This is a genomic window from Pseudoduganella chitinolytica (genome assembly GCF_029028125.1).
Lineage (GTDB): Bacteria > Pseudomonadota > Gammaproteobacteria > Burkholderiales > Burkholderiaceae_D > Rugamonas > Rugamonas chitinolytica.
This window is the reverse complement of the sequence record NZ_CP119083.1, coordinates 344,746-363,945: the sequence shown is the minus strand read 5'-3', so window position 1 is coordinate 363,945 and position 19,200 is coordinate 344,746. Positions and strand designations below refer to the sequence as shown.

The window sequence follows — 19,200 nt, the reverse complement described above, 5'->3', positions numbered from 1 at the left end:
CCCATATACTATGCATATAGGGGCGGAAGATGGCGCTACAAGCGGTGAAATCCGCGCGGCAGCCCCCGAACTACCGCTGCGGCGGGCCGACCGGCTGGGGAGCACGGTCGCCCGCCGGCAGTCGGCGGCAGTGCGGGGAACGCCACAGACAGACCATCCCGGCGGGCGCAAGCCCTTTTCCCGGCACCGCGGACAACCGCGCGTGCTATGCTTTGGCAAGGGTACACCGTACCGATCCAAAAGGAGTGCAATTATGGAATACAACCTCAACAAGACCTTGGACCAGTCCGCGGGCAGGCAGGTCGCCCGCAACAGCGTGCTGCGCAATACGTACTGGCTGCTGGCGCTGTCGATGATCCCGACCGTGCTGGGCGCGTTCATCGGCGTGTCGTTCGGCGTGCCGATGCCGCGCGGCTTCATCGGCGCCCTGCTGTTCCTGGGCGTTGCCTTCGGCTTCATCTGGGCTATCGAAAAGAACAAGCACAGCGGCGTCGGTGTTGCGCTGCTGCTGGGCTTCACGTTCTTCATGGGCCTGATGCTGACGCCGATCCTGAACCGCACCCTGGGCTACACCAACGGCGGCATGCTCATCATGCTGGCCTTCGGCGGTACCGCGGCCGTCTTCACCGTGCTGGCGAGCATCGCCACCGTGTCGAAGCGCGACTTCTCGGCAGTGGGCAAGTGGGCCATGGCCGGCCTGGTCGTCATCATCCTGGCATCGCTGGCGAACATCTTCTTCCAGATCCCTGCCCTGACGCTGACGATTTCCGTGCTGGCAATCGGCATCTTCTCCGCCTTCCTGCTGTATGACGTGCAGCGCATCGCCAACGGCGGCGAAACCAACTACATCAGCGCCACCCTGGCTGTGTACTTGAACGTGTACAACATCTTCACCAGCCTGCTGCAGATCCTGGGCTTCGCTGGCGGCAGCCGCGAGTAAGCTTCTCGTCGCACCTGAAAAAGCCGGCCTCGCGCCGTAATGCCGTTCAGTTAAGGTCTTTTTTCAGGACGCGGACAGTGTAGCGATGAGGTAAGGCCTTCACGGCCCGGTCGATTTTTCGACCGGGCCGTTCTTCATTCAGTAGCATGAGCAGACGCTGGCGAAGGCGCTGCATCAAGGCGGGCAGCTTGCCATGTGAGCGGGTTACTGCTGCCCAATGCAGTTCGTATTGGATGACATGGAATGCACGGATAAAACTGACCTCAGTCGGCTCACACTTCACCGCCAGTGCGGCCTTGGCGATCTCCAGCCGGATCAGGTTATAGGCAGTCAAGGTTCCCCAGATTTCCTGGTAGACGCCTTCGACGGTACGGCTGCGCAGCGTCAACGCCCTGCCCATCATCGTTTGCTTGAGTTCGCGATAGCTCGTTTCGATCTGCCAGCGCCGGGTATAACAAGTCGCAACGTCTTTGGCCGTGTAGCGCTTGGTGTCGCATAGTGAGGTCAGCAATACGTGTTTGCGTGCGCTCTGGTCGATGATCGTAATGGCGCGTGCGCGCCAGGTCGCAGGCAAGTCCGGGCACTTCTTGCGTGCCTGGGGCGATACGCGCATTTCGATCATCGCATCGTCGGCAGTACCGCCAACGACTTCCCATTTCGTATTGGACTTGGCTGGAATGATGAAGTGCCTGTTCGTTCCTCCAACGGTCAGGCCGCACAGAATCTCGGCTGACAGAAAACCTTTGTCGAAGACGGTAAGCGAATCATCCGGAATCGATGCGAGCAGCTCCTTGGCGTGCAGCATCTCGTTGATGCCGTAAGGGCCAAACTTGGCATCGCGTATCAGGTGGGTCGGCACGGCAGTCAAGGTCACACCACGCACTTGCGGATAGCTGGCGATCCGGCCACTGGCATACGACTGCTCGCCGAAATGGTTGCGCTGTTCCGGCGTATCCGCCGTCTTCAATGTCGTGCCGTCCATCGCATACAGACTTAGTCCCTTGAACAGGTACTGCTTGCGATCCTGCTCCGACCATGCCTTTGCTGAGATCTCGAATAATGCCCGCAGTGGTTCGGCGCCAACACGCTGCCGTGCCTGCGCTACCGCGCTTTTGCTTACGAAAGGCGCCTGCACGTCCGGCAACGCAAGGTCCAGGTCGTCAACCACTTCACTGATAGACTGATGACGGTACAGCGCCAAGGCGACGACGAGCCACACTACCTGCTCGGTCGGCAGCCGGCGCCGTCGAATGCTCGCTTTGCCAGTGTGTACAACCGCTTGCTCGATCCACTCGGAAGGCAAGTGCCGTCCCAGGCGGGCCCAGTCCGGGTCTTCCTGGGCTTGTACGAGGAAATGGAGCGCGTCATCAAGCATGGTGACGCAGGTTAACAGCCTCAGCTACTGTTTACAACACCAAAAAGAAAAATGCCGCTCAGTCTTAACTGAACGGCATTAGGCCTCGCGCCGGCTTTTTTTTGGTTCACCGCACCCTGCCGAGGCGCTCGCGACATGCCTCGCGCGCCTGCCATCTCGCCTGCGTCAGCGAGCGACGCCGAACTATCTCCGGCATGAAAGTTCCGTGAGGCGGCGTGAGCGCTCGTAAGCGACCTCCCGCCCGCACGCCTATCCTGACTGGGTCCCGCCAACTCGCCCAGGAGCCTCACCATGAAGAACCCGCGCCACACCCTCGCTTGCGCCCTGCTGCTTGCCACCCTGCTGGGCCCTTCCTTCGCGCAGGCCGGCGGCACGGCGCACGCCGCCATCGGCAATGTGCGTTTGGGCGTGCTCGACCTGACGCCGGACGACGGCATCGCCCCCGGCTTCAGCGTGCAGTCGACATTGCCATCGCTCTTTGCCAGCCTGAACGCACCGCCCGCCGACTACTACGCGGCCGGCTATCCCGGACCGCAACAACCTGCCACAGTCTCGGTCGCGTTCGGCACCAGCACGGGCACGTCGGCGACAGACGGGGCATTGACGCATTTTTCGGCCCACGCGACCGGCGCCGGCAACCTGGGCGAGTTCGGCTATGCGGCCGCGTCCGCCAACCAGGAGGTGCAGGTGACGCTCGCCCCCTACAGCGTGCTGACGGTCGCCGGCCACCTGTCCTCGCTGGCACTGCGCAGCGACGATATCGAGCACTACGACGTGGTGGGCATGACGAGCGTCAGCATCGTCGACGAGATCGGCTACACGTACCTGCAACGCGCGCGCCAGAGCCTGTCGTACGCGGACTGGCCCGAGCGGATGGCGATCGAGGAGGACTTCATGCTGGCCTATGCCAACGGCAGCGCCACGGAACAGGCCGTGACCGTGTACTTCCTGACCTGGGCCAACGTGACGCGGATGGCCGCGCCGGTGCCGGAGCCGGCGATGGGGGCGCTCATGGCGGCCGGAGTACTGCTGCTTGGCTGCAGGGGAATCAACCGGTTGCGGCGCCAACCAATGCACGGGAGAGCCAGGCGGTTGACAAGTCAAAATGCCAACGGCATCGTCCGCTTGTTGGAGAATCTGTGTACGACGATCAGCCCTGCAATTCCCAGAACCAGTACTCGTGAGCTGTGAAATAGCACCCGGAGCCGCATGCCATCAGGCCGCCAGCGCCCGGCGCAATGATGTCGATGTGTCCGCCGCGCCCATCGAGGTAAGACGGGATTCGAACGAACGAGATGACACCGCTGCGATTGGCGATTCCGCTCACCACGGTCTGCATATCGAACTTTTCTGGCGGGCCGAACATAGATTCCGCAGCCAGCATCCTGGATAGCTTGGCTTGCCCCGGTTCGATCCACCGCCCTTTGTGCAGCCCTTTCTTGATGGCGATACGACCGGAAACATGGATGCCAGTCCTGATGAGTGCCAGGCTCATCCGGATGGCACACGTGTTCTCGTAAGCGGGGTTGTCTATAAGATCGTCCCAGCCGATGCCTTCGAACAGCTGGGCCGTGTCAATGGCATCCTTGTGCGGGTAGTTGTGCTTGAGCGAAAGGAAGAGCGGGCGCATGGTTTCTCTTTCAGGCTGGCTTACTTGCATGGATACCGCTTCGTCAGCACGTCGACGATAAGCGGGGCGGCGCTCCCGAGGAGGCTCGCTGCCGGAAGCCTGCGCAAGGAATGAGCAATCGCGGCATCGATCTCGATGGTCTTGACAAGCCCCTTGTCGCACCACGCCCTACCTTGCGCGGCATCGGCTATACCTGCCAGATACCCTAGCGCAAGTTCCCTTTCGAGCAATGCCTTCGCGGTCGGCTCGACACTTGAGACCTGTACGCTGTTGAAGTACCTGTCGACGAACTCCTGACCGGTCATCCGCGGAACAGCGCGTGGCTCGGCATGGACGCCAGTGTGCGGAAGCAATAAACCGGCGCTCGCGATGAATGCGTAGAAAACGTTCATATGATCCCTCCTGTAGCGTCAATCTACGCTTGTCGAGGACCGCTACGTTAATCAGCAGCATCCGTCGGCACGCTCACCAGCGCAAACAGAACGTCCGCAAACGACAACGCCGCCCCGTTGCCAGGACGGCGTGCAAGTGAGCAAGTCGAGGAAAACTCAAGCGAGATCGAACACCGCCATCGACTCCACGTGCGACGTGTGCGGGAACATGTTGACGACACCGGCCTGCTTCAGGGCGTAGCCGGCGCGGTGCACCAGCACGCCGGCGTCGCGTGCCAGCGTGGACGGGCTGCACGATACATAGACGATGCGGCGCGGCAGCAGTTCCGGGTGGGTTTCCTTCAGCTCGGCCAGCGCCAGCGCCAGCGCCATGGCGCCGTCGCGGGGCGGGTCGATCAGCATGCGGTCGAACTTGCCCAGTGCGACCAGGTCGTCCTTGGTGATCTCGAACAGGTTGCGGGTCGAGAACGCGGTTTTCGCGTCCAGGCCGTTGACCTTGGCGTTGGCCAGTGCGCGCTCCGTCAGCGCCGTGCTGCCCTCGATACCGACAACCTCGCGCGCCTGCGTGGCCAGCGGCAGCGTGAAGTTGCCCAGGCCGCAGAACAGGTCGGCGACGCGGTCGGTCGGCTGCACTTCCAGCAAGCGCAGCGCCTTGTGCACCAGCACGCGATTGATGTGGTGGTTGACCTGCGTGAAGTCGACGGGCTTGAACGGCATGCGTACGTTGAACTCGGGCAGCAGGTAATGCAGTTCCTTGCCCAGCGGGTAGAACGGATACGCGGTGTCCGGGCCTTTCGGCTGCAGCCACCATTGGATGTCGTACTGGTCGGCGAAGGCTTTCACCTTGACCTCGTCGTCAGCCGTCAGCGGCTCCATGTTGCGCAGTACAAGCACCGTCAGGTCCTCGCCGATGGCCAGCTCGATCTGGGGCACCTTGTCGAAGATCGACAGCGAGCCGATCAGCGCGCGCAGCGGCATCATCATGTCCGACACGTGCTTCGGCAGGATCTGGCAGCTCTGGATATCGGCCACGTACACGGACTTCTTCTCGTGGAAGCCCACCAGCACGGTGCCTTTCTTCGCCACGAAGCGCGACGACAGGCGGGCGCGATAGCGGTAGCCCCAGGTCGGGCCGTACATCGGCCGCATCATCAGTTCCGGTTTGACCTTCGACAGGTGCCACAGGTTGTCCTCCAGCACGCGCTGCTTGATCGCCACCTGCGCCGACGGTTCCAGGTGCTGCATGGAGCAGCCGCCGCAGTAGTCGAAATGGACACACTTCGGCTGCACGCGCAGCGCCGACTCGCGGTGCAGCTGCGTCATGCGGGCCGCTTCCCAGTTCTTCTTCTTGCGGAACGTCTCGAAGCTGACGCGCTCGCCCGGCAGCGCCCCTTCCACGAATACCACCTTGCCTGGCGTGCCGTCTTCGTTGTCCTGCATGTGACCGACGCCGCGCGCGTCCATGTCGAGCGATTTGATATCGATGATGTTTTCTTGCATGAGTGTCTCGGTTGGCGCCTCGCGACGGCGCGCGCAGGCGTTGAGGAAGGCGTTTTGGAAGGGCAGTATGATAGCAGAGTTGTGCCGGTGGATCGAGCGGAGACCCGAGGGGGCAGGCGGCCTGGTTCGCGCCGCGGATGGATGCACCGGACGGCATTCGAGAGGGCAAGGGTCTGTCCCTGCACAGGGACTGACCCTGAAGTTTGGCGAGATCCGTCGGAACGCTGCGGAACTTCGGGGTCAGTCCCCTGCCGGGACAGACCCCGGCGGCGCCGGAGAATTGGCACCTGTCCCGGTGTCAACACCTGCCGCGCGCGGATGTCAGAGCAGCGAGTCGCGCACGACCCCGCGCGCCGCCATGGCGCGCTTGAGCTTGATCAGTGCCTCCTGCTGGATCTGGCGCACCCGCTCGCGCGTCACGCCCATCTCTTCGGCCAGCGTTTCCAGGGTGGCGGGATCGTCGTTGTCGAGGCCGAAGCGACGCATGATGACGATGCGCTGCTTGTCCGGCAGCTTCATCAGCCAGTCGCGCACCAGCTGCGTCATCTCGTGGTGCTCGGCGCGGGCATCGGGGCTGTCGTCCGCGTCCCCCGGCAGCATGTCCATCAGCGAGGACTGCGGGTCGTTGTCCAGCGGGGCATCCAGGGACGTCGCGTGCTCGGACAGCGCCAGGATGTCCTGCACTTCGTCCACCGGGCGGCCGACCAGGTCGGCGATGTCCTCGGCGGTGGCGTCCTTGCCGTTGTGGTGCTGCGCTTCCAACAGGTATTTGCCGCGCAGGATCTGGTTCAGCTCGCGCACCATGTGCACCGGCAGGCGCACGGTGCGGGCCTGGTTCATGATGGCCCGTTCGATGCTCTGGCGGATCCACCACGTGGCATAGGTGGAAAAGCGGAAGCCGCGCTCCGGCTCGAACTTGTCGATGGCGCGCATCAGGCCGATATTGCCCTCCTCGATCATGTCGAGCAGGACGACGCCGCGGTTGATGTAGTGCTTCGCGATGGAGACGACGAGCCGCAGGTTGTGCTCGATCATGGTCTGGCGGGCCGCGAAATCGCCGGCCTTGGCCAGCGTTGCGTAATGCACCTCCTGCTGCGCCGTCAGCAGTGGTCGGGTGCCAATCTGGTTCAGGTAGTGCTGGGTGGTGTCGGTGGACAGCTCCGCCGCCAGCACCTTTTTCAGTTCATCGACGGTTTCCAGCACCGTCGCCGCTTCCGCGACGGTGCCTCCGCCGTCGAGCCCGCTATCGAGCCCGTCGCCGTCGTCGATCTGCTCGGCCGGAAAATCGTCCGGTAGTGCGTCTTCTTCCAGATGATCGTGCGGCGAGCTTGTCATGGCGGTCCCTAGCGGTTAGGCAGGAATTTCGACGGATCCACCGGCTTGCCCTGCTGCCTTATCTCGAAGTGCAGCTTGACCGTGTCCGAATCGGAATCCCCCATCTCGGCAATGGCCTGACCGCGGTTGACCGTCTGGCCTTCCTTGACGAGGATGGACCGGTTGTGGGCATACGCGGAGAGCAGACCATTACTGTGCTTCACGATGACGAGATTACCATAACCGCGGATACCGCTGCCGGCATACATCACCTTCCCTGCACCTGCCGCAAGGACCTGCTGTCCGGGACGGCCGGCGATGTCGATGCCCTTGTTCTTGCCTTCGTCGAAACCGGCGATGACCTTGCCGTCCGACGGCCAGGTCCAGCTGACTTCGCGGTCCTCGGCGCTCAGCGACGGCGCCGCCGGCACGGACGGCTTGATGCTGGCGACTTGCGTCGGCTTCGTGGCCGGTGCGTCCGGCTTGCCGTCGCCGTCCTTGTCCACCTTCTGCAGATCGGTCAGCGTGCCTTCCGTGTAGGGCTTCTTGTCGCCCTTCGGCTCGGTCTTCTTCGGTGGCGGCGGCGTGGTGACCTTTGTCTCGGGCGGCATCACGACGGCAGCGGTGCGCACACCGGGCGCCTCTTCCGGCGGCGCCACGCGCAGCACCTGGTCGACCTTGATGTCGTTCGGGTTCGCCAGGTTGTTCCAGGCCACCAGGTCACGGTAGTTCTGGCCGTGATCGAGTGCGATGCGCAGCAGCGTATCACCCTTGCGCACGGTGTAGTAGCCGTCGCGGTCCTTGTGCTCCTGCACGGGCGCCGCGGCCGGCGCGGTCGAGTGGCGTACGATCGGCCGCTCGATCACCGGGGCCTGGTTCGGCGTGGAAGTACAGGCGCTCAGCACCGCGAGCGGCAGCAACAACAACAGGGAACTTTTCTTCGTCATACTCATCTGGTCTTCTAATAGTTCATTCTCTACCCCGCCAGGACGACGACCGGGCCGGCGCTTGGTAACGTCGCGGCAAGGCCTTCGCCTGCAGGCATGTGACTTCGCCCGGGACCGGTGCTGATCCCAGGGCAATACGATTCATGGCGACCGGCATGGGGCGGCCGGCCTGCGCTGCAAAGGACGCAGTATAAGCCGCGGCGACCGGCGCCGGTGATCGCGTGCGCCTGCCGCCTGCCCCCACCGGTAACGCTGCCGCGGCAGTTACCGATGACGTAACGCATGACCGTTACATTTTTTACATCTGCGGAAAGGTGCGCCCCGGCGCCGCGGCAACACGCGGCGCGCTAGACGGTACCCGGGCGCAGTGGCACGAAGTGGCAACCTTCCAGCGTCTGCCGCGTCCACTCGCTCTTGCCGACGCGGGTCATCAACTCCAGGTGCTGGGTGCGGTCGCCGATCGGCGCGACCAGCCGGCCGCCAATGGCCAGTTGATCGAGCAGGGCCTGCGGTACCTGCAGGCCGGCTGCCGCCAGGATGATCCCGTCGAACGGGGCAGCCTGGGGCAACCCAAGCATACCATCCCCGTAATGCAGGCGCAGGTTCGGTACCCGCAGCGGTCGCAGGTTGGCCTTCGCCAGCTCGTGCAAAGGCTTGATGCGCTCGATCGAATACACTTCCCGCGCGACGCACGACAGCACTGCGGCCTGGTAGCCGCAGCCGGTGCCGATCTCCAGCACGCGCGTCAACTGCGCGCCGTTGCGCAGCACCTCGATCATGCGCGCGACGATGTACGGCTGCGAGATCGTCTGCTGGTGGCCGATCGGCAGCGACGCGTCGATGTACGCCTGCGCCGCCAGCCCTTCTTCCATGAACATGTGGCGCGGCACGGTTTCCAGTGCCGCCAGCACGGCCGGATCGTGCACGCCCTGCTTCGCCACCCGCGTCACCATCGCGCGGCGCACGGCATCGGATACCAGCGCGTACTGGCGTGGCGGCGCGGTCCGCTCCGGTGCCGTCACGCGTACCGGCATGGCCACGCCCTGCGCCTGGCGCGCGCTCTGCGCGGCGCCGTGGGCGGCATTGTGGGCGGCATTGCGGGTCGCCGTCTGCGGCGTGGCCACGGGCGAGAACACGGGCTGCTTTTTCTGCGCCTTGTCCGTCACGGACGACAGCGGCAACGGGAAGGAACGGGGCTTGTCGCTCATCCGAGGGCCTTTGCCAGGAGGTCGAGTTGCGGCTTGTGGGTCAGGTCGATCTGCAGCGGCGTCATCGAGATGCGGCCCTGCGCCACGGCATGGAAATCGGTGCCTTCGCCGGCATCCTTGCAGGCGCCGGGCGGGCCGATCCAGAAGATCTCGCGGCCGCGCGGATCGAGCGCCTTGATGACGGGTTCGGCCTGGTGGCGGCGGCCCAACCGCGTCGCGACCGGCTGGCCCAGCGCGTCGTACGGCAGGTTCGGGATGTTCACGTTCAGCAGATACGGCTTCTGCAAGGCCTCGGCATAGCGCTGCACGATGTCGCGTGCCGCTTTCGCCGCATCCTCGATATGGCTCCAGCCGTAGGTGCCTTGCGAGAAGGCGATGGCCGGGATGCCGAACAGATAACCTTCAGTGGCGGCCGCCACAGTGCCGGAATACAGCGTGTCGTCCCCCATGTTGGGGCCGTGGTTGATGCCGGAAACGACCAGGTCGGGCGGCTCCGCGAGCAGCCCTGTCAGCGCAATGTGCACGCAGTCGGTCGGCGTCCCGTTGACAAAATAGAAACCGTTGGCCGCCTGCTGCATCGACAGCGGCCGATCCAGCGACAGCGAATTGGACGCGCCCGAGCGATTGCTGTCGGGTGCGACCACGACAATATCGGCAATCTGGCTGAGCGCGTCCGCCAGCGCGTTGATGCCCGGCGCGAGGTAGCCGTCGTCGTTACTGATCAGGATTTTCATACCAAGAATTTTACCTGAAGCAACGGCGCGCCAGCACATGCGCACCCGTTCCCGTGCCAAAAAAAGTGGCGCGGTGGCGCCGCAGGCACGTCCGTCAGCGCAGGCCGATGCGCGAGTCCGACAGTTCGGTATCGTCCGCCAGGTCTCCTGGCTCGTCCACGCACGCGTGCCGCGCGCCGCGATAGCCTGCGCGCGGCGGCTCCACGCCTGCGCTTTCGTGCCGGTTGGCGCGGTTGTCGCATACCTGCCGCCCACTTTCCTTCAGGCGATGGCGCGCCAGCGCCAGTGCGTTGCGGGTGCGCACCGTATCGGCATGCTCGGTCCCCAGCAGGCGGGCGCGCAGCGTCATCACCCGCTCCAACAACAGTCCAGCCTGCTCCAGTTGTTCGGCATGCACGAGGATGTCGGCACGCACGGCCAGGCTTTCCACGGTGGCCAGGTGCTCGTCGCCCAGCAGGCGCTCGTGCGAATCGATGACGGCATCCTGCAGCGCCAGCGCCTCGGGGAACTGGCCCAGCTGGGCGAGCGTGACGGCCAGTGCCGTCGATGCTTCCAGGGTGGCTGGAGCGGCCGCGCCCTGCATCCGCTCGCGCGCTTCCAGCACGGCCTGCTGCTGCAGCCGCGCCTCCTCGAACCTGCCCTGTTCGTACAGCACCTCCGCCAGCACGGTCTTGCTGCCCAGCGTGTCGCCATGCTCTTCGCCCAGCATCAGCACGTGCAGCGCCAGGCTTTCCTCGGCGCAGGCGACAGCGCGCTCCAGCTGTCCTTCGCGCCGGTACAGGGCGCCCAGCCGCGCCAGGTCACGCGCCAGCGGCAACGCCACGCCGCGTCCCCCGCCCTGCTCCATCGCCGCGCGGCCCTGCTGCACCGCCGCCAGCAGTGGAATCTCGTCGCGCGACTGCCACGGGTAGTAACCGCCTTCGAACCAGGCCAGGAAGGACTCGAAAGCGCGGGTGACGGAGAAGCGGTCGTCGTCCTGGCCGCACGCCGGCAGGTGCTCGCCAGCCGACAAGGCGCGCGACTGCTGGATCTGCACTTCGTCGAAATAGCTCTCCAGCGACATGCGCGGGTGACCGTAGGCCTGCGCCAGCAGCCGTTCGAACAGCGGCTGGTAGCCCGGGATGCCGCGTTGCGCATCGCCGCGCCGCCACAGGGCTCGCTGCGCCGGGTCGTCCATCTCGATGCGCGATGGCAGCGGGTAGACCAGCAGGGGCCGCTGCTCGTCCTCATGGCTGCGGCGCCATGCGGTGACGCGCCGCACCAGCGCCTCCAGCCCTTCCAGGTGCTGGCGGTTGGGCGTGAACACGAGCACCAGCCGGGTCGGCAGCAGCGTCGTGCAGATGCCCGCACAGTCGGTGCGACCGGCCCGCGAATCCACCAGCACGTAACGGAAGCGGCCGGCGAGGTGGCGCGCGAATACGCGGAACAGCGCCGGGCAGGCGGCAAACAGGGCTTCCCAATCGAGCCGCGCCAGCCGCTCCGCGTGGCCGGCATCGAGGCGCCCGGCGCGCAGCAGGAACAGCGGCCGGCTGTGGTCGGCGCGCACCACGTACTGCTCCCACCCGACGGCGTCCAGCACGCTCTGGGCCAGGTCCTCGTCGTCGTACGCGGCCGGCAGACGGCTGCGCCGCAACAGCTGGTCGCGGCAGGCCTCGAACAGCTCCAGCAGGCCCGGACCTTCGCTACCGGTGCGGAAATAGTGGTGCAGGCCGGGCGCGTCCATGTCCCAGTCGACCATCAGCACCGGCACCGTCGCGTTGTTGCGGCGGGCCAGCAGCATGGCCAGGCTGGCCAAGGCCATCGTGCGCCCCGCGCCGCCCTTGTGCGAATGGAAGGTGACTACTTCTCCGGGTTCGTCGAGCGGCGGAAGAGACAGGCGATGCGTTTCCATGGCGGACCTTTTCGATGAGCAGGGTTAGCGAACTGGACGGACCGGACGCCGGTGACGCAGCAAGCGCCGGGTCAGCGCGGAAAACTGGGCGGCGGTGCCGGGCGCCACGGCGGTGGAATGGGCGGCAGCTCGAAGCTGGCGCAGTCGTGACCGGCCGGGATGCAGTACTTCAGGTAGTGATAATGGGCGACGATGCGCTGGACGATCTTGTCGATGTCCGGCAAGAAGTCGGGATTGGTCTTCAGGTCGCCCGTCGCCAGCGTGTAGCGCGAAAAATCGACGTACATGCCGTCCGTGATCTGCGGTGGCAGGCTGAGCGGATGTCGCGTCATGATGACGGGGATCGTCAGGTGGCTGGGCAACGGATACCAGAGGCGCCGTTCGGCCTCGATCAGCTGCATCGCGGCGAACTCGCGGCGCGTGTATGCATGCGCTTCGTACTTCGGCGTGTAGATCACGATCATGCAGACGCTTTCGCACAGCGCCAGCGCGATCTTGCGGTCCAGGTCGTCGCCACCGCCCAGCTGCTCGCTGTCGACGAACAGCTCCCGTTCCGTGTCGAAGTGCGGTTCCAGGTAGCAGCGCAGCGCGTCGATCAGGTCGTTCCTGAACTTGCTCATGTACGCGTGCTGGCCATGCGCGTAACTGAAGAAACAGCCGTAGCGGATCGTCATCTCATCCCCTCCCGTGTCTCCCCGTATGGTTGTGGCAACGCCTCCACGCCAACTCTAGCAACCGGGCCGCGGCCCGGCTTTGCGCGGGCACAAAGAACGACTGCGCAGTCAGGGAAAAGAAAAAACGGTGACAGTCACCGTTTTTTCAGGCGCGCTTGCCGGCGCCTGTGCGGAAGAACTCGATGACCTCGGTCTGTTCGCGGGTGCGCTTGAACGGCGGCAGGCTTTGCCAGATGCGCCGGCCGTACGGCTTGCTGATGACGCGCGGGTCGCACAGCATCAGCACGCCACGGTCGCCTTCGTCGCGGATCAGGCGGCCGGCGCCCTGCTTCAGGTTGATGATCGCCTCGGGCAAGGTGTGGTGGACGAAGCCGTTCATGCCCTTCTTTTCCATGACCTCGATGCGGGCCGCCAGCACGGGGTCGTCCGGCGGCGCGAACGGCAGCTTGTCGATGATGACGAGCGACAGGGCCTCGCCGCGCACGTCGACGCCTTCCCAGAAGCTCTGGCTGCCGATCAGCACGCCGTTGCCGGCCTTGCGGAACTGGTCCAGCAGCTCCGTGCGGCCACGATCGCCCTGCACGAACAACGGGAACTTCAGGCCCCGCTTCTCGAACTCGTCGCGCAGCCGTTCCGCCGCGCGCTTCACGGCCCGCAGGGTGGTGCACAGCAGGAAAGTCCGGCCGCCGGCCGCCTCGATGACGGGCAATGCGCAGTCCAGCACGGCATCCGTGTAGCCCATCGAGTTCGGGTCGGGCAACCCTTGCGGCACGTACAGGATGCCCTGCTCGCCGTAGTTGAATGGGCTGGGCCAGGACACGGCCGGCTCGTCGTACAGGCCCAGCTGGTGGGCGAAGTGCTTGAAGTCGTTCTTGACCGCCAGCGTGGCCGATGTGAAGATCCAGCTGCGCGGCACGCCCTCGCGCTGGTTGTTGAAGATCTGCGCGATCGACAACGGCGTCTTGTGCAGTTGCAGCGAGCTGGCGAACGCCTCGACCCAGTAGACGGCTTCCTGCCCGGCCGGCACCTTGGCCTTCGGGTCGTACTGCCAGTCCTTGAACTTCTGCGCCAGCTCCACGCCGCGCACGCGACACTGCTCCAGCGTCTCGGCCCGTTCGGCCTGGCCTTCCAGCACTTCCAGCATGCCGTCCAGCTCCTCCTTCAGCTTCGCCAGCGCGGGGAAGAAGTCGGACGACGGCGCGATCTGCGGCAGCGACAGTCGCACGATGTCCTGGGGGAAGGTCAGGCGCAGGTCGCGCGCGGCCTTTTCCACCACCGACACCACCGCGCCCCAGTTGGCGCCGTCGCGCGCATGCGACAGGCCTTCGGCCAGCACGTCGCGGCACAGTTCCAGCACCTGCGAGGTCGAGACGCTTTCGCCGAAGAACAGCGTGGCGGTGTCGGGCAGCTGGTGCGCCTCGTCGAAGATGATCGTGTTGGCCGACGGCAGCAACTCCGCCACGCCCGTGTCCTTCAGTGCCACGTCGGCAAAGAACAGGTGGTGGTTGACGACGACCACGTCCGCCTGCTGCGCCTCGCGGCGCGCCTTCATGACGAAGCAGTCCTCGTAGTATTGGCACTCCTGGCCCACGCAGTTCTCGCGCGTGGACGTCACCAGGTTCCACACGGGGGCGTTCTCCGGCACCCGCGCCAGCTCGGCCTTGTCGCCCGTCTGCGTCATCTTGAGGAAGCGCGAGATCTCGCGCAGGTAGCCGACGTCCTCGCGCGACGTCATGCGCCCGTTCGCCAGCGTGCGCTCGAGGTGATAGTGGCACAGGTAGTTGGCGCGGCCCTTCAGCAGCGCCACCGAGACGGGCGCCTGCAGCGCCTTGCGCACGGTCGGGATGTCGCGCGAGAACAGCTGGTCCTGCAAGTTCTTCGTCCCCGTCGAGACGATGGTCTTGCCGCCCCACAGCAGCGCCGGCACCAGGTAGGCGAACGTCTTGCCCGTGCCCGTGCCGGCTTCCGCGATCAGCGTCTGCTGTTCGACGATCGCATGGGCGATGGCCTTGGCCATTTCCGTCTGCGATTTGCGCGGACGAAAACCGCCCACCGCCGGCCCCAGCGGGCCGCCGGTGCCGAACAGGCGCTCGACTTCGGCATCGTGTTTGCCCGTGATGGCAGGCTGAGCGGCAGCAGAAGCGGCGACTGCGCCGCTGTCCCCGGCGGGCGCGGCTGGCGTCTGGTCTTGGTCGGTCAAAATAGTCTAGTGAGGGTAAGCACGGCCGCGTGGGCCGATGGCGGCAGGATTACGCCGGTACGTCGGGCACCAGCTGCATTTTCAGCAGCGTGATGTAATCTTTCAGTTGCAGTTTGCGTTTTTTCAAGCGGCGCAGCTGGAGCTGGTCGTGATGGCCGTCCAATGTCAGCATCTCGATCACGGCATCGAGGTCGCGGTGCTCCACGTCCAGTTCGATGATGCGCCGCCGGATCTCGTCTTCGTTCTTCATGGGATACGCTACCGTAAAAACGCCCGCGCCGCAGCGCATTGCCATCGCTCGCCGTTTATTTCCGACAAGCAACAATCTGTACTGTAATAATTCGAGCTTGCAACAAAACCGCTAACCAGTGCATAGTTTAACCCAGGTAAGGATGAGAAAGAAGCCATCGGCATTTTTATGAGCGAGTTCAAGATCGAGGCCGGCACGGCCCAGCACGTCGGCAACCGCCCCGCGCAGCACGATCGCGTCGCGCTGTATACCAGCGTGCGTGCGCCCGGCTACGTGCTGGCCGTGCTGGCCGATGGCGGCGAGCGCAGTGCGATGGGGGCCGACCAGGCGCTGCACACGGCAAAACAGTTGTTCGACGAGTACCGCCCGGGCGATGCGTCCAGCCCCGACCGGATTGCCGTCCTGCTGCGCGAAATCGTGCAGGAAACCCACGACGTCCTGCTGATGAATCCGCTGGCGGCCGGTGCGGATGCCCGCTCGACGCTGACGCTGCTCGTGCTGACGCCGCAACACCAGGCGATCTGGGCGACGGTCGGCGACTCGCGCCTGTACCGCTTCGCCAACGGTGCCTGCATCGACCGGGCCGGCGACGCCGCCTATGTCGAACACCTCGTCAACATCGACAAGGTCCCGCTCGAAGCCGCCCGCAAGCACCGCGGCTCGCGGCTGCTGGCCAACGCCGTCGGCAACGCGCTGAAGGCACCCTTCGTGGCCGGCGGCATGCAACAGGGCCTGCAGCCGGGCGACGCGTTCCTGCTGTGCTCGGACGGCCTGTGGTCCTGGTTTTCCGACAACGAACTGGCGGCCGCGGTGTCGCGCCGCCGCCCGCGCGAAGCGGCCGAACTGCTGATCGACAAAGCCCGCGAACGGGCGGCCGGCAACGGCGACAACTGCTCGATGGCGATCCTGCGGCTGATGGCGCGCTAGCTGGCGCGCCCATTGTTTGTCGGGGTCGATGTCCGGCAGGCGCGAACGATCTACGATGAAGGCCTGGACGGCGACAACGCGCCAGACGGACAGAACAGCCAGACCGGAATCGCGCCATGCAAATCGACATCGACGACTCGACCCTGACCGGGTTGAACACTCCCGCCAAGGCTGAATTGCGCAAGGCCACGCTGGAGTTCGCAAGCGACCTGTTGACCGAAGCGAACCGCATCGAGGTGTTGCGCAATCCGCAAGCCGGGCCACCCGAGGTGACCAGCGGTATGGTGGTCGAAGCAACGTTGCTGGTCCGCGGCGGGCTCAACCGGCCGCGGCAAAAAAATGGGGCGAAGCTGCTGCGAATATGCGCCGCGGTCCTCTCGCTGGTGGTAGGCTTCTGCTACGACGCGAACAAGTTGCAGGATAAGACCTATATGATGATCTTCGTTCTCGTGGTCGCGCTCGCCATTGTTTCTGTCACGATTTCCACCATCAAGGAGTGATGCCGTGATAACCGCAGGCCAATCCCCCACACTGTCCTACGAGTTGTTCCAGTTGACGCAGCGCCGTGCCAACGACCACCGCGTGCGCCTGGCGTTCCAGCTGTACGCGGTGGGCGGCGCCGTGGTCGGCAGCATCGCGCTGGCGCTGTATTTCCTGCGCCAGCTGCGCGTCACCCTGACGGCGGCCGATGTCGCGATCCTGCTGACGGCCGGCGTCGGCCTTGCTACCTCCGCGATCTCGATACTTTGCCTGGTACTCGTCAAAGCGCGCGCGCGGGCGTCGATCTGCAACGACAGCTACGTGGTGGCCGCCTCGAACCTGCTGGCCGAATGGATGCGCTTCGAAGCGGGCGGCCGCGCCAGGCTGGAGCAGCTGCACGTCGACTTCAATCCGGCATCGATCCGCGACATCGTTACCCACCTGTACGCGCTGAAGCTGATCTCGCAGGTCGACCGGGACATCCTGAACGAGGCGCTGCGGCTGCGCAACGAGCTCGTGCACGGCAGCTCGCAGGTCGAGCGGCGCCGGGTGGACAATATGGCGCTGATGGTCCGCGAGATCACCCGGCGCGTGCAGTGCGTGACGCCGGACTGCGAACGGGAGCTGCCCGTACCGGCGCACTGACGAAACCCCGCTTCGCTCCTGGGGCGGAGGCCAGCGTCGACAACGCTGTCGGCAACCCTGGCCCGGCAATCCCCGGATCGTTACCTTCCCCGCGCAGCGGCCCAGCTGCCAGGAGTGTTTTCCACGCCCGGATCTCCGCCGGACTATCCCGGCTTTCCGTAGCGGCGGCGACGCCAAACAAAAAGCCGGCGCATGCCGGCTTCTCGTTGCAACTCATGGGGAGGCGCGGCAACCCGTGTCCCCCGGTGTCCTCCACCAGCGCCGACGTCATCTCGCCTGCGAGTTCTGCTTTGCCTTCTCCGCATCCGCAGCCGCCTTGGCTGCCGCATCGGCCGCCCGCTTGGCCTGCTTGGCGGCACGCTCGGCCTTCTTGCGCGCGATCTCTGCCTGGCGCTCGGTGGACTCACGCTGCTTTTCCTCGTAGCGCTCGACCTTTTTCGCGCGCTCGCCCGCCTGGGCATTGCGCTCGGCGTCACGTTCGCGCACGCGTGCCGCGTGTTCCGCCTGGCGCTGCGCCGGCGTCGTCTTCAGCGGCTGCGGCGCCGGCTTGTCGGCCGGATCGGTACGCGGCTTGGGGGGATTGGCGGCCTGCTTCGCGGCATCGTCGGCATCCTTGCGGGCGCGCTCTTCCAGTTCGCGGTCGCGCTCCTGCACCGTGTGCTGGCGCTTGAAGTGGTTGGCCTCGACCTCGATCGAGCGCAGCGCGGACAGGCGCAGGCGGCGCTCTTCCTTGGCCTGGTCCAGGCAGTCGTTGACGAAGAATTTCTCGTAGCAGACGGCTTCCTGCGTCGCGTACTTGCGTTCCGCCTCGGCGCGATCGCGCGCCACTTGCGCCAGCTTCGCGTCCGCCTCGGCGACGGTCCGCGTCGGCGCGACGTCGGCCGGCGCCGGCGCCGGCGCCGAGGCGGCACAGCCGGCCAGCAGGGCCGCCAGCAGAATCGGGGTTATCAGTTGCAATGCCATGTTCTTGTTATCCGCTGAAGTTCGCAATCAGGTCAGGGCCGCGGCGGCGCCGCGCTGGGCCTTGTCCATGTATTCGCGCGACTGCATCTCGACGATGCGCGACACGGTGCGATGGAACTCGTTGGCCAGCATGCCGCTCGTGTACAGCTCCTCGGGCTCCACTTCGGCCGACATGATCAGCTTCACGCCCTGGTCGTAGAACACGTCGATCAGCCACGTGAAGCGGCGCGCCTCGGACGACTGCCCGGCCGACATCATCGGCACACCGGACAATATCACGGTATGGAAGCGGCTGGCGATCTCGAGGTAGTCGTTCTGCGAGCGGGGGCCGCCGCACAAGGTCTTGAAATCGAACCAGATCACGGTGCCGGCGCGGCGCAGCGCGCGGATCTCGCGGTTCTCGACCTGGATGTGCGGGTCCTCGTCCTGCGTGGCCGCCAGGCGCGCGTAGGCCTCGCGCAGCTTCTCGTCCGTCGCGGTGTTCAGCGGCATGTAGTAGGCGTTCACCTGCTCCAGCGCGCGGCCGCGGTAGTCCACGCCCGCGTCGACGTTCAGCACGTCCATCTTCTCCTTGAGCAGCGCGATCGTGGGCAGGATGCGGTCGCGGTGCAGCCCGTCCGGGTACAACGTGGACGGTTCGTAGTTCGACGTCATGATGAACGACACGCCGTTGTCGTACAGCGCCTTCATCAGGTTGTACAGGATCATCGCGTCAGCCACGTCGGAGACGTGGAATTCGTCGAAGCAGATCAGGCGGTATTTCTTGGCGATGCGCTTGGCGACCTCGTCGAGCGGGTCGGCGATGCCCATCAGCTCGTCCAGCTGCAGGTGCACCGCGCGCATGAATTCATGGAAGTGCAGGCGCGTCTTGCGCACCACGGGCACCACCGAATAGAACGAATCCATCAGGAACGACTTGCCGCGCCCCACCCCGCCCCACATGTAGACGCCGCGCGGCGGCTCCGGTCGGTTGATCAGGCGCTTCAGGCCGTTCGAGCGCTGCGCCTTGTAGGCCACCCACTCGTCGTAGCACTGCTGCAGCCGTTCGACGGCGCGGCGCTGGGCTTCGTCCGGCTTGAAATTGCGCTGTTCCAGCGCATGCTGGTAGAACTCGAGGACGTTCATCGTTG

The 19,200-nt window shown here is 65.3% G+C and carries 19 protein-coding genes; 5 read left to right on the top strand and 14 right to left on the bottom strand.

Features of this window, described 5'->3' with window-relative positions; genetic code table 11:
* Window positions 1–253 precede the first annotated feature (253 nt).
* A complete protein-coding gene (locus PX653_RS01605) occupies window positions 254–940 on the top strand; it encodes a Bax inhibitor-1/YccA family protein (protein WP_277416213.1) in 687 nt (228 codons plus the stop codon).
* Between the two features lie 46 nt (window positions 941–986).
* Here PX653_RS01605 and PX653_RS01600 read toward each other — a convergent pair whose 3' ends face one another.
* The gene (locus PX653_RS01600) at window positions 987–2,315 is read right to left on the bottom strand and encodes an IS4 family transposase (protein WP_277414398.1); all 1,329 of its coding nucleotides are present in this window, start codon (window positions 2,313–2,315) and stop codon (window positions 987–989) included.
* A gap of 291 nt (window positions 2,316–2,606) precedes the next feature.
* Between PX653_RS01600 and PX653_RS01595 the strand changes: the two genes are divergently transcribed.
* Entirely contained in the window at window positions 2,607–3,506 is a 900-nt protein-coding gene (locus PX653_RS01595; protein ID WP_277416212.1) for a hypothetical protein, read from the top strand.
* Here the strand turns inward: PX653_RS01595 and PX653_RS01590 are convergent.
* From PX653_RS01590 to PX653_RS01540, 11 genes are all read right to left on the bottom strand, one after another.
* Window positions 3,466–3,945 carry a T6SS effector amidase Tae4 family protein gene (locus PX653_RS01590; RefSeq protein ID WP_277416211.1) on the bottom strand — a complete coding sequence of 160 codons (480 nt, stop codon included), beginning with the start codon at window positions 3,943–3,945 and terminating at the stop codon, window positions 3,466–3,468. The two genes, PX653_RS01595 and PX653_RS01590, sit on opposite strands and share 41 nt — an antisense overlap.
* Window positions 3,946–3,965: 20 nt before the next feature.
* Window positions 3,966–4,337, bottom strand: a complete 372-nt coding sequence (locus PX653_RS01585; RefSeq protein WP_277416210.1) for a Rap1a/Tai family immunity protein — start codon at window positions 4,335–4,337, stop codon at window positions 3,966–3,968.
* Between the two features lie 156 nt (window positions 4,338–4,493).
* The gene (gene rlmD / locus PX653_RS01580; RefSeq protein WP_277416209.1) at window positions 4,494–5,837 is read right to left on the bottom strand and encodes a 23S rRNA (uracil(1939)-C(5))-methyltransferase RlmD; all 1,344 of its coding nucleotides are present in this window, start codon (window positions 5,835–5,837) and stop codon (window positions 4,494–4,496) included.
* A gap of 321 nt (window positions 5,838–6,158) precedes the next feature.
* Complete coding sequence (gene rpoS, locus PX653_RS01575; RefSeq protein ID WP_277416208.1) at window positions 6,159–7,172, bottom strand: RNA polymerase sigma factor RpoS; 1,014 nt, start codon at window positions 7,170–7,172, stop codon at window positions 6,159–6,161.
* Window positions 7,173–7,180: 8 nt separating this feature from the next.
* Window positions 7,181–8,098: a peptidoglycan DD-metalloendopeptidase family protein gene (locus tag PX653_RS01570; RefSeq protein WP_277416207.1), complete on the bottom strand. Its 918-nt coding sequence runs from the start codon at window positions 8,096–8,098 to the stop codon at window positions 7,181–7,183.
* A gap of 347 nt (window positions 8,099–8,445) precedes the next feature.
* The gene (locus tag PX653_RS01565) at window positions 8,446–9,306 is read right to left on the bottom strand and encodes a protein-L-isoaspartate(D-aspartate) O-methyltransferase (RefSeq protein ID WP_277416206.1); all 861 of its coding nucleotides are present in this window, start codon (window positions 9,304–9,306) and stop codon (window positions 8,446–8,448) included.
* Window positions 9,303–10,040 (bottom strand): 5'/3'-nucleotidase SurE, encoded by a 738-nt coding sequence (gene surE / locus PX653_RS01560; RefSeq protein ID WP_277416205.1) that lies wholly within the window; start codon window positions 10,038–10,040, stop codon window positions 9,303–9,305. The genes PX653_RS01565 and surE overlap by 4 nt, the downstream gene beginning before the upstream one ends.
* A gap of 94 nt (window positions 10,041–10,134) precedes the next feature.
* The gene (locus PX653_RS01555) at window positions 10,135–11,931 is read right to left on the bottom strand and encodes a tetratricopeptide repeat protein (RefSeq protein ID WP_277416204.1); all 1,797 of its coding nucleotides are present in this window, start codon (window positions 11,929–11,931) and stop codon (window positions 10,135–10,137) included.
* Window positions 11,932–12,002: 71 nt separating this feature from the next.
* The gene (locus PX653_RS01550; RefSeq protein ID WP_277416203.1) at window positions 12,003–12,605 is read right to left on the bottom strand and encodes a toll/interleukin-1 receptor domain-containing protein; all 603 of its coding nucleotides are present in this window, start codon (window positions 12,603–12,605) and stop codon (window positions 12,003–12,005) included.
* A gap of 145 nt (window positions 12,606–12,750) precedes the next feature.
* On the bottom strand, window positions 12,751–14,805 hold the full coding sequence (gene yoaA / locus PX653_RS01545) for a DNA repair helicase YoaA (protein WP_371876403.1): 2,055 nt from the start codon (window positions 14,803–14,805) through the stop codon (window positions 12,751–12,753).
* A 49-nt stretch (window positions 14,806–14,854) separates the two neighbouring features.
* A complete protein-coding gene (locus PX653_RS01540) occupies window positions 14,855–15,055 on the bottom strand; it encodes a YdcH family protein (RefSeq protein ID WP_107143227.1) in 201 nt (66 codons plus the stop codon).
* 168 nt (window positions 15,056–15,223) lie between these two features.
* Between PX653_RS01540 and PX653_RS01535 the strand changes: the two genes are divergently transcribed.
* The 3 genes from PX653_RS01535 to PX653_RS01525 all read left to right on the top strand — a co-directional run bounded on the left by PX653_RS01535 (window position 15,224) and on the right by PX653_RS01525 (window position 17,107).
* On the top strand, window positions 15,224–15,982 hold the full coding sequence (locus PX653_RS01535) for a PP2C family protein-serine/threonine phosphatase (RefSeq protein WP_277416202.1): 759 nt from the start codon (window positions 15,224–15,226) through the stop codon (window positions 15,980–15,982).
* Between the two features lie 116 nt (window positions 15,983–16,098).
* Window positions 16,099–16,482, top strand: a complete 384-nt coding sequence (locus tag PX653_RS01530) for a hypothetical protein (protein ID WP_277416201.1) — start codon at window positions 16,099–16,101, stop codon at window positions 16,480–16,482.
* 4 nt (window positions 16,483–16,486) lie between these two features.
* Window positions 16,487–17,107 carry a hypothetical protein gene (locus PX653_RS01525; RefSeq protein ID WP_277416200.1) on the top strand — a complete coding sequence of 207 codons (621 nt, stop codon included), beginning with the start codon at window positions 16,487–16,489 and terminating at the stop codon, window positions 17,105–17,107.
* Between the two features lie 267 nt (window positions 17,108–17,374).
* On the opposite strand, the gene PX653_RS01520 is transcribed toward PX653_RS01525, so the two are convergent.
* Window positions 17,375–18,064 (bottom strand): hypothetical protein, encoded by a 690-nt coding sequence (locus PX653_RS01520; RefSeq protein WP_277416199.1) that lies wholly within the window; start codon window positions 18,062–18,064, stop codon window positions 17,375–17,377.
* 33 nt (window positions 18,065–18,097) lie between these two features.
* Window positions 18,098–19,195, bottom strand: coding sequence for a cell division protein ZapE (gene zapE, locus PX653_RS01515; protein ID WP_277416198.1), 1,098 nt, complete (start codon window positions 19,193–19,195; stop codon window positions 18,098–18,100).
* Window positions 19,196–19,200 lie beyond the last annotated feature (5 nt).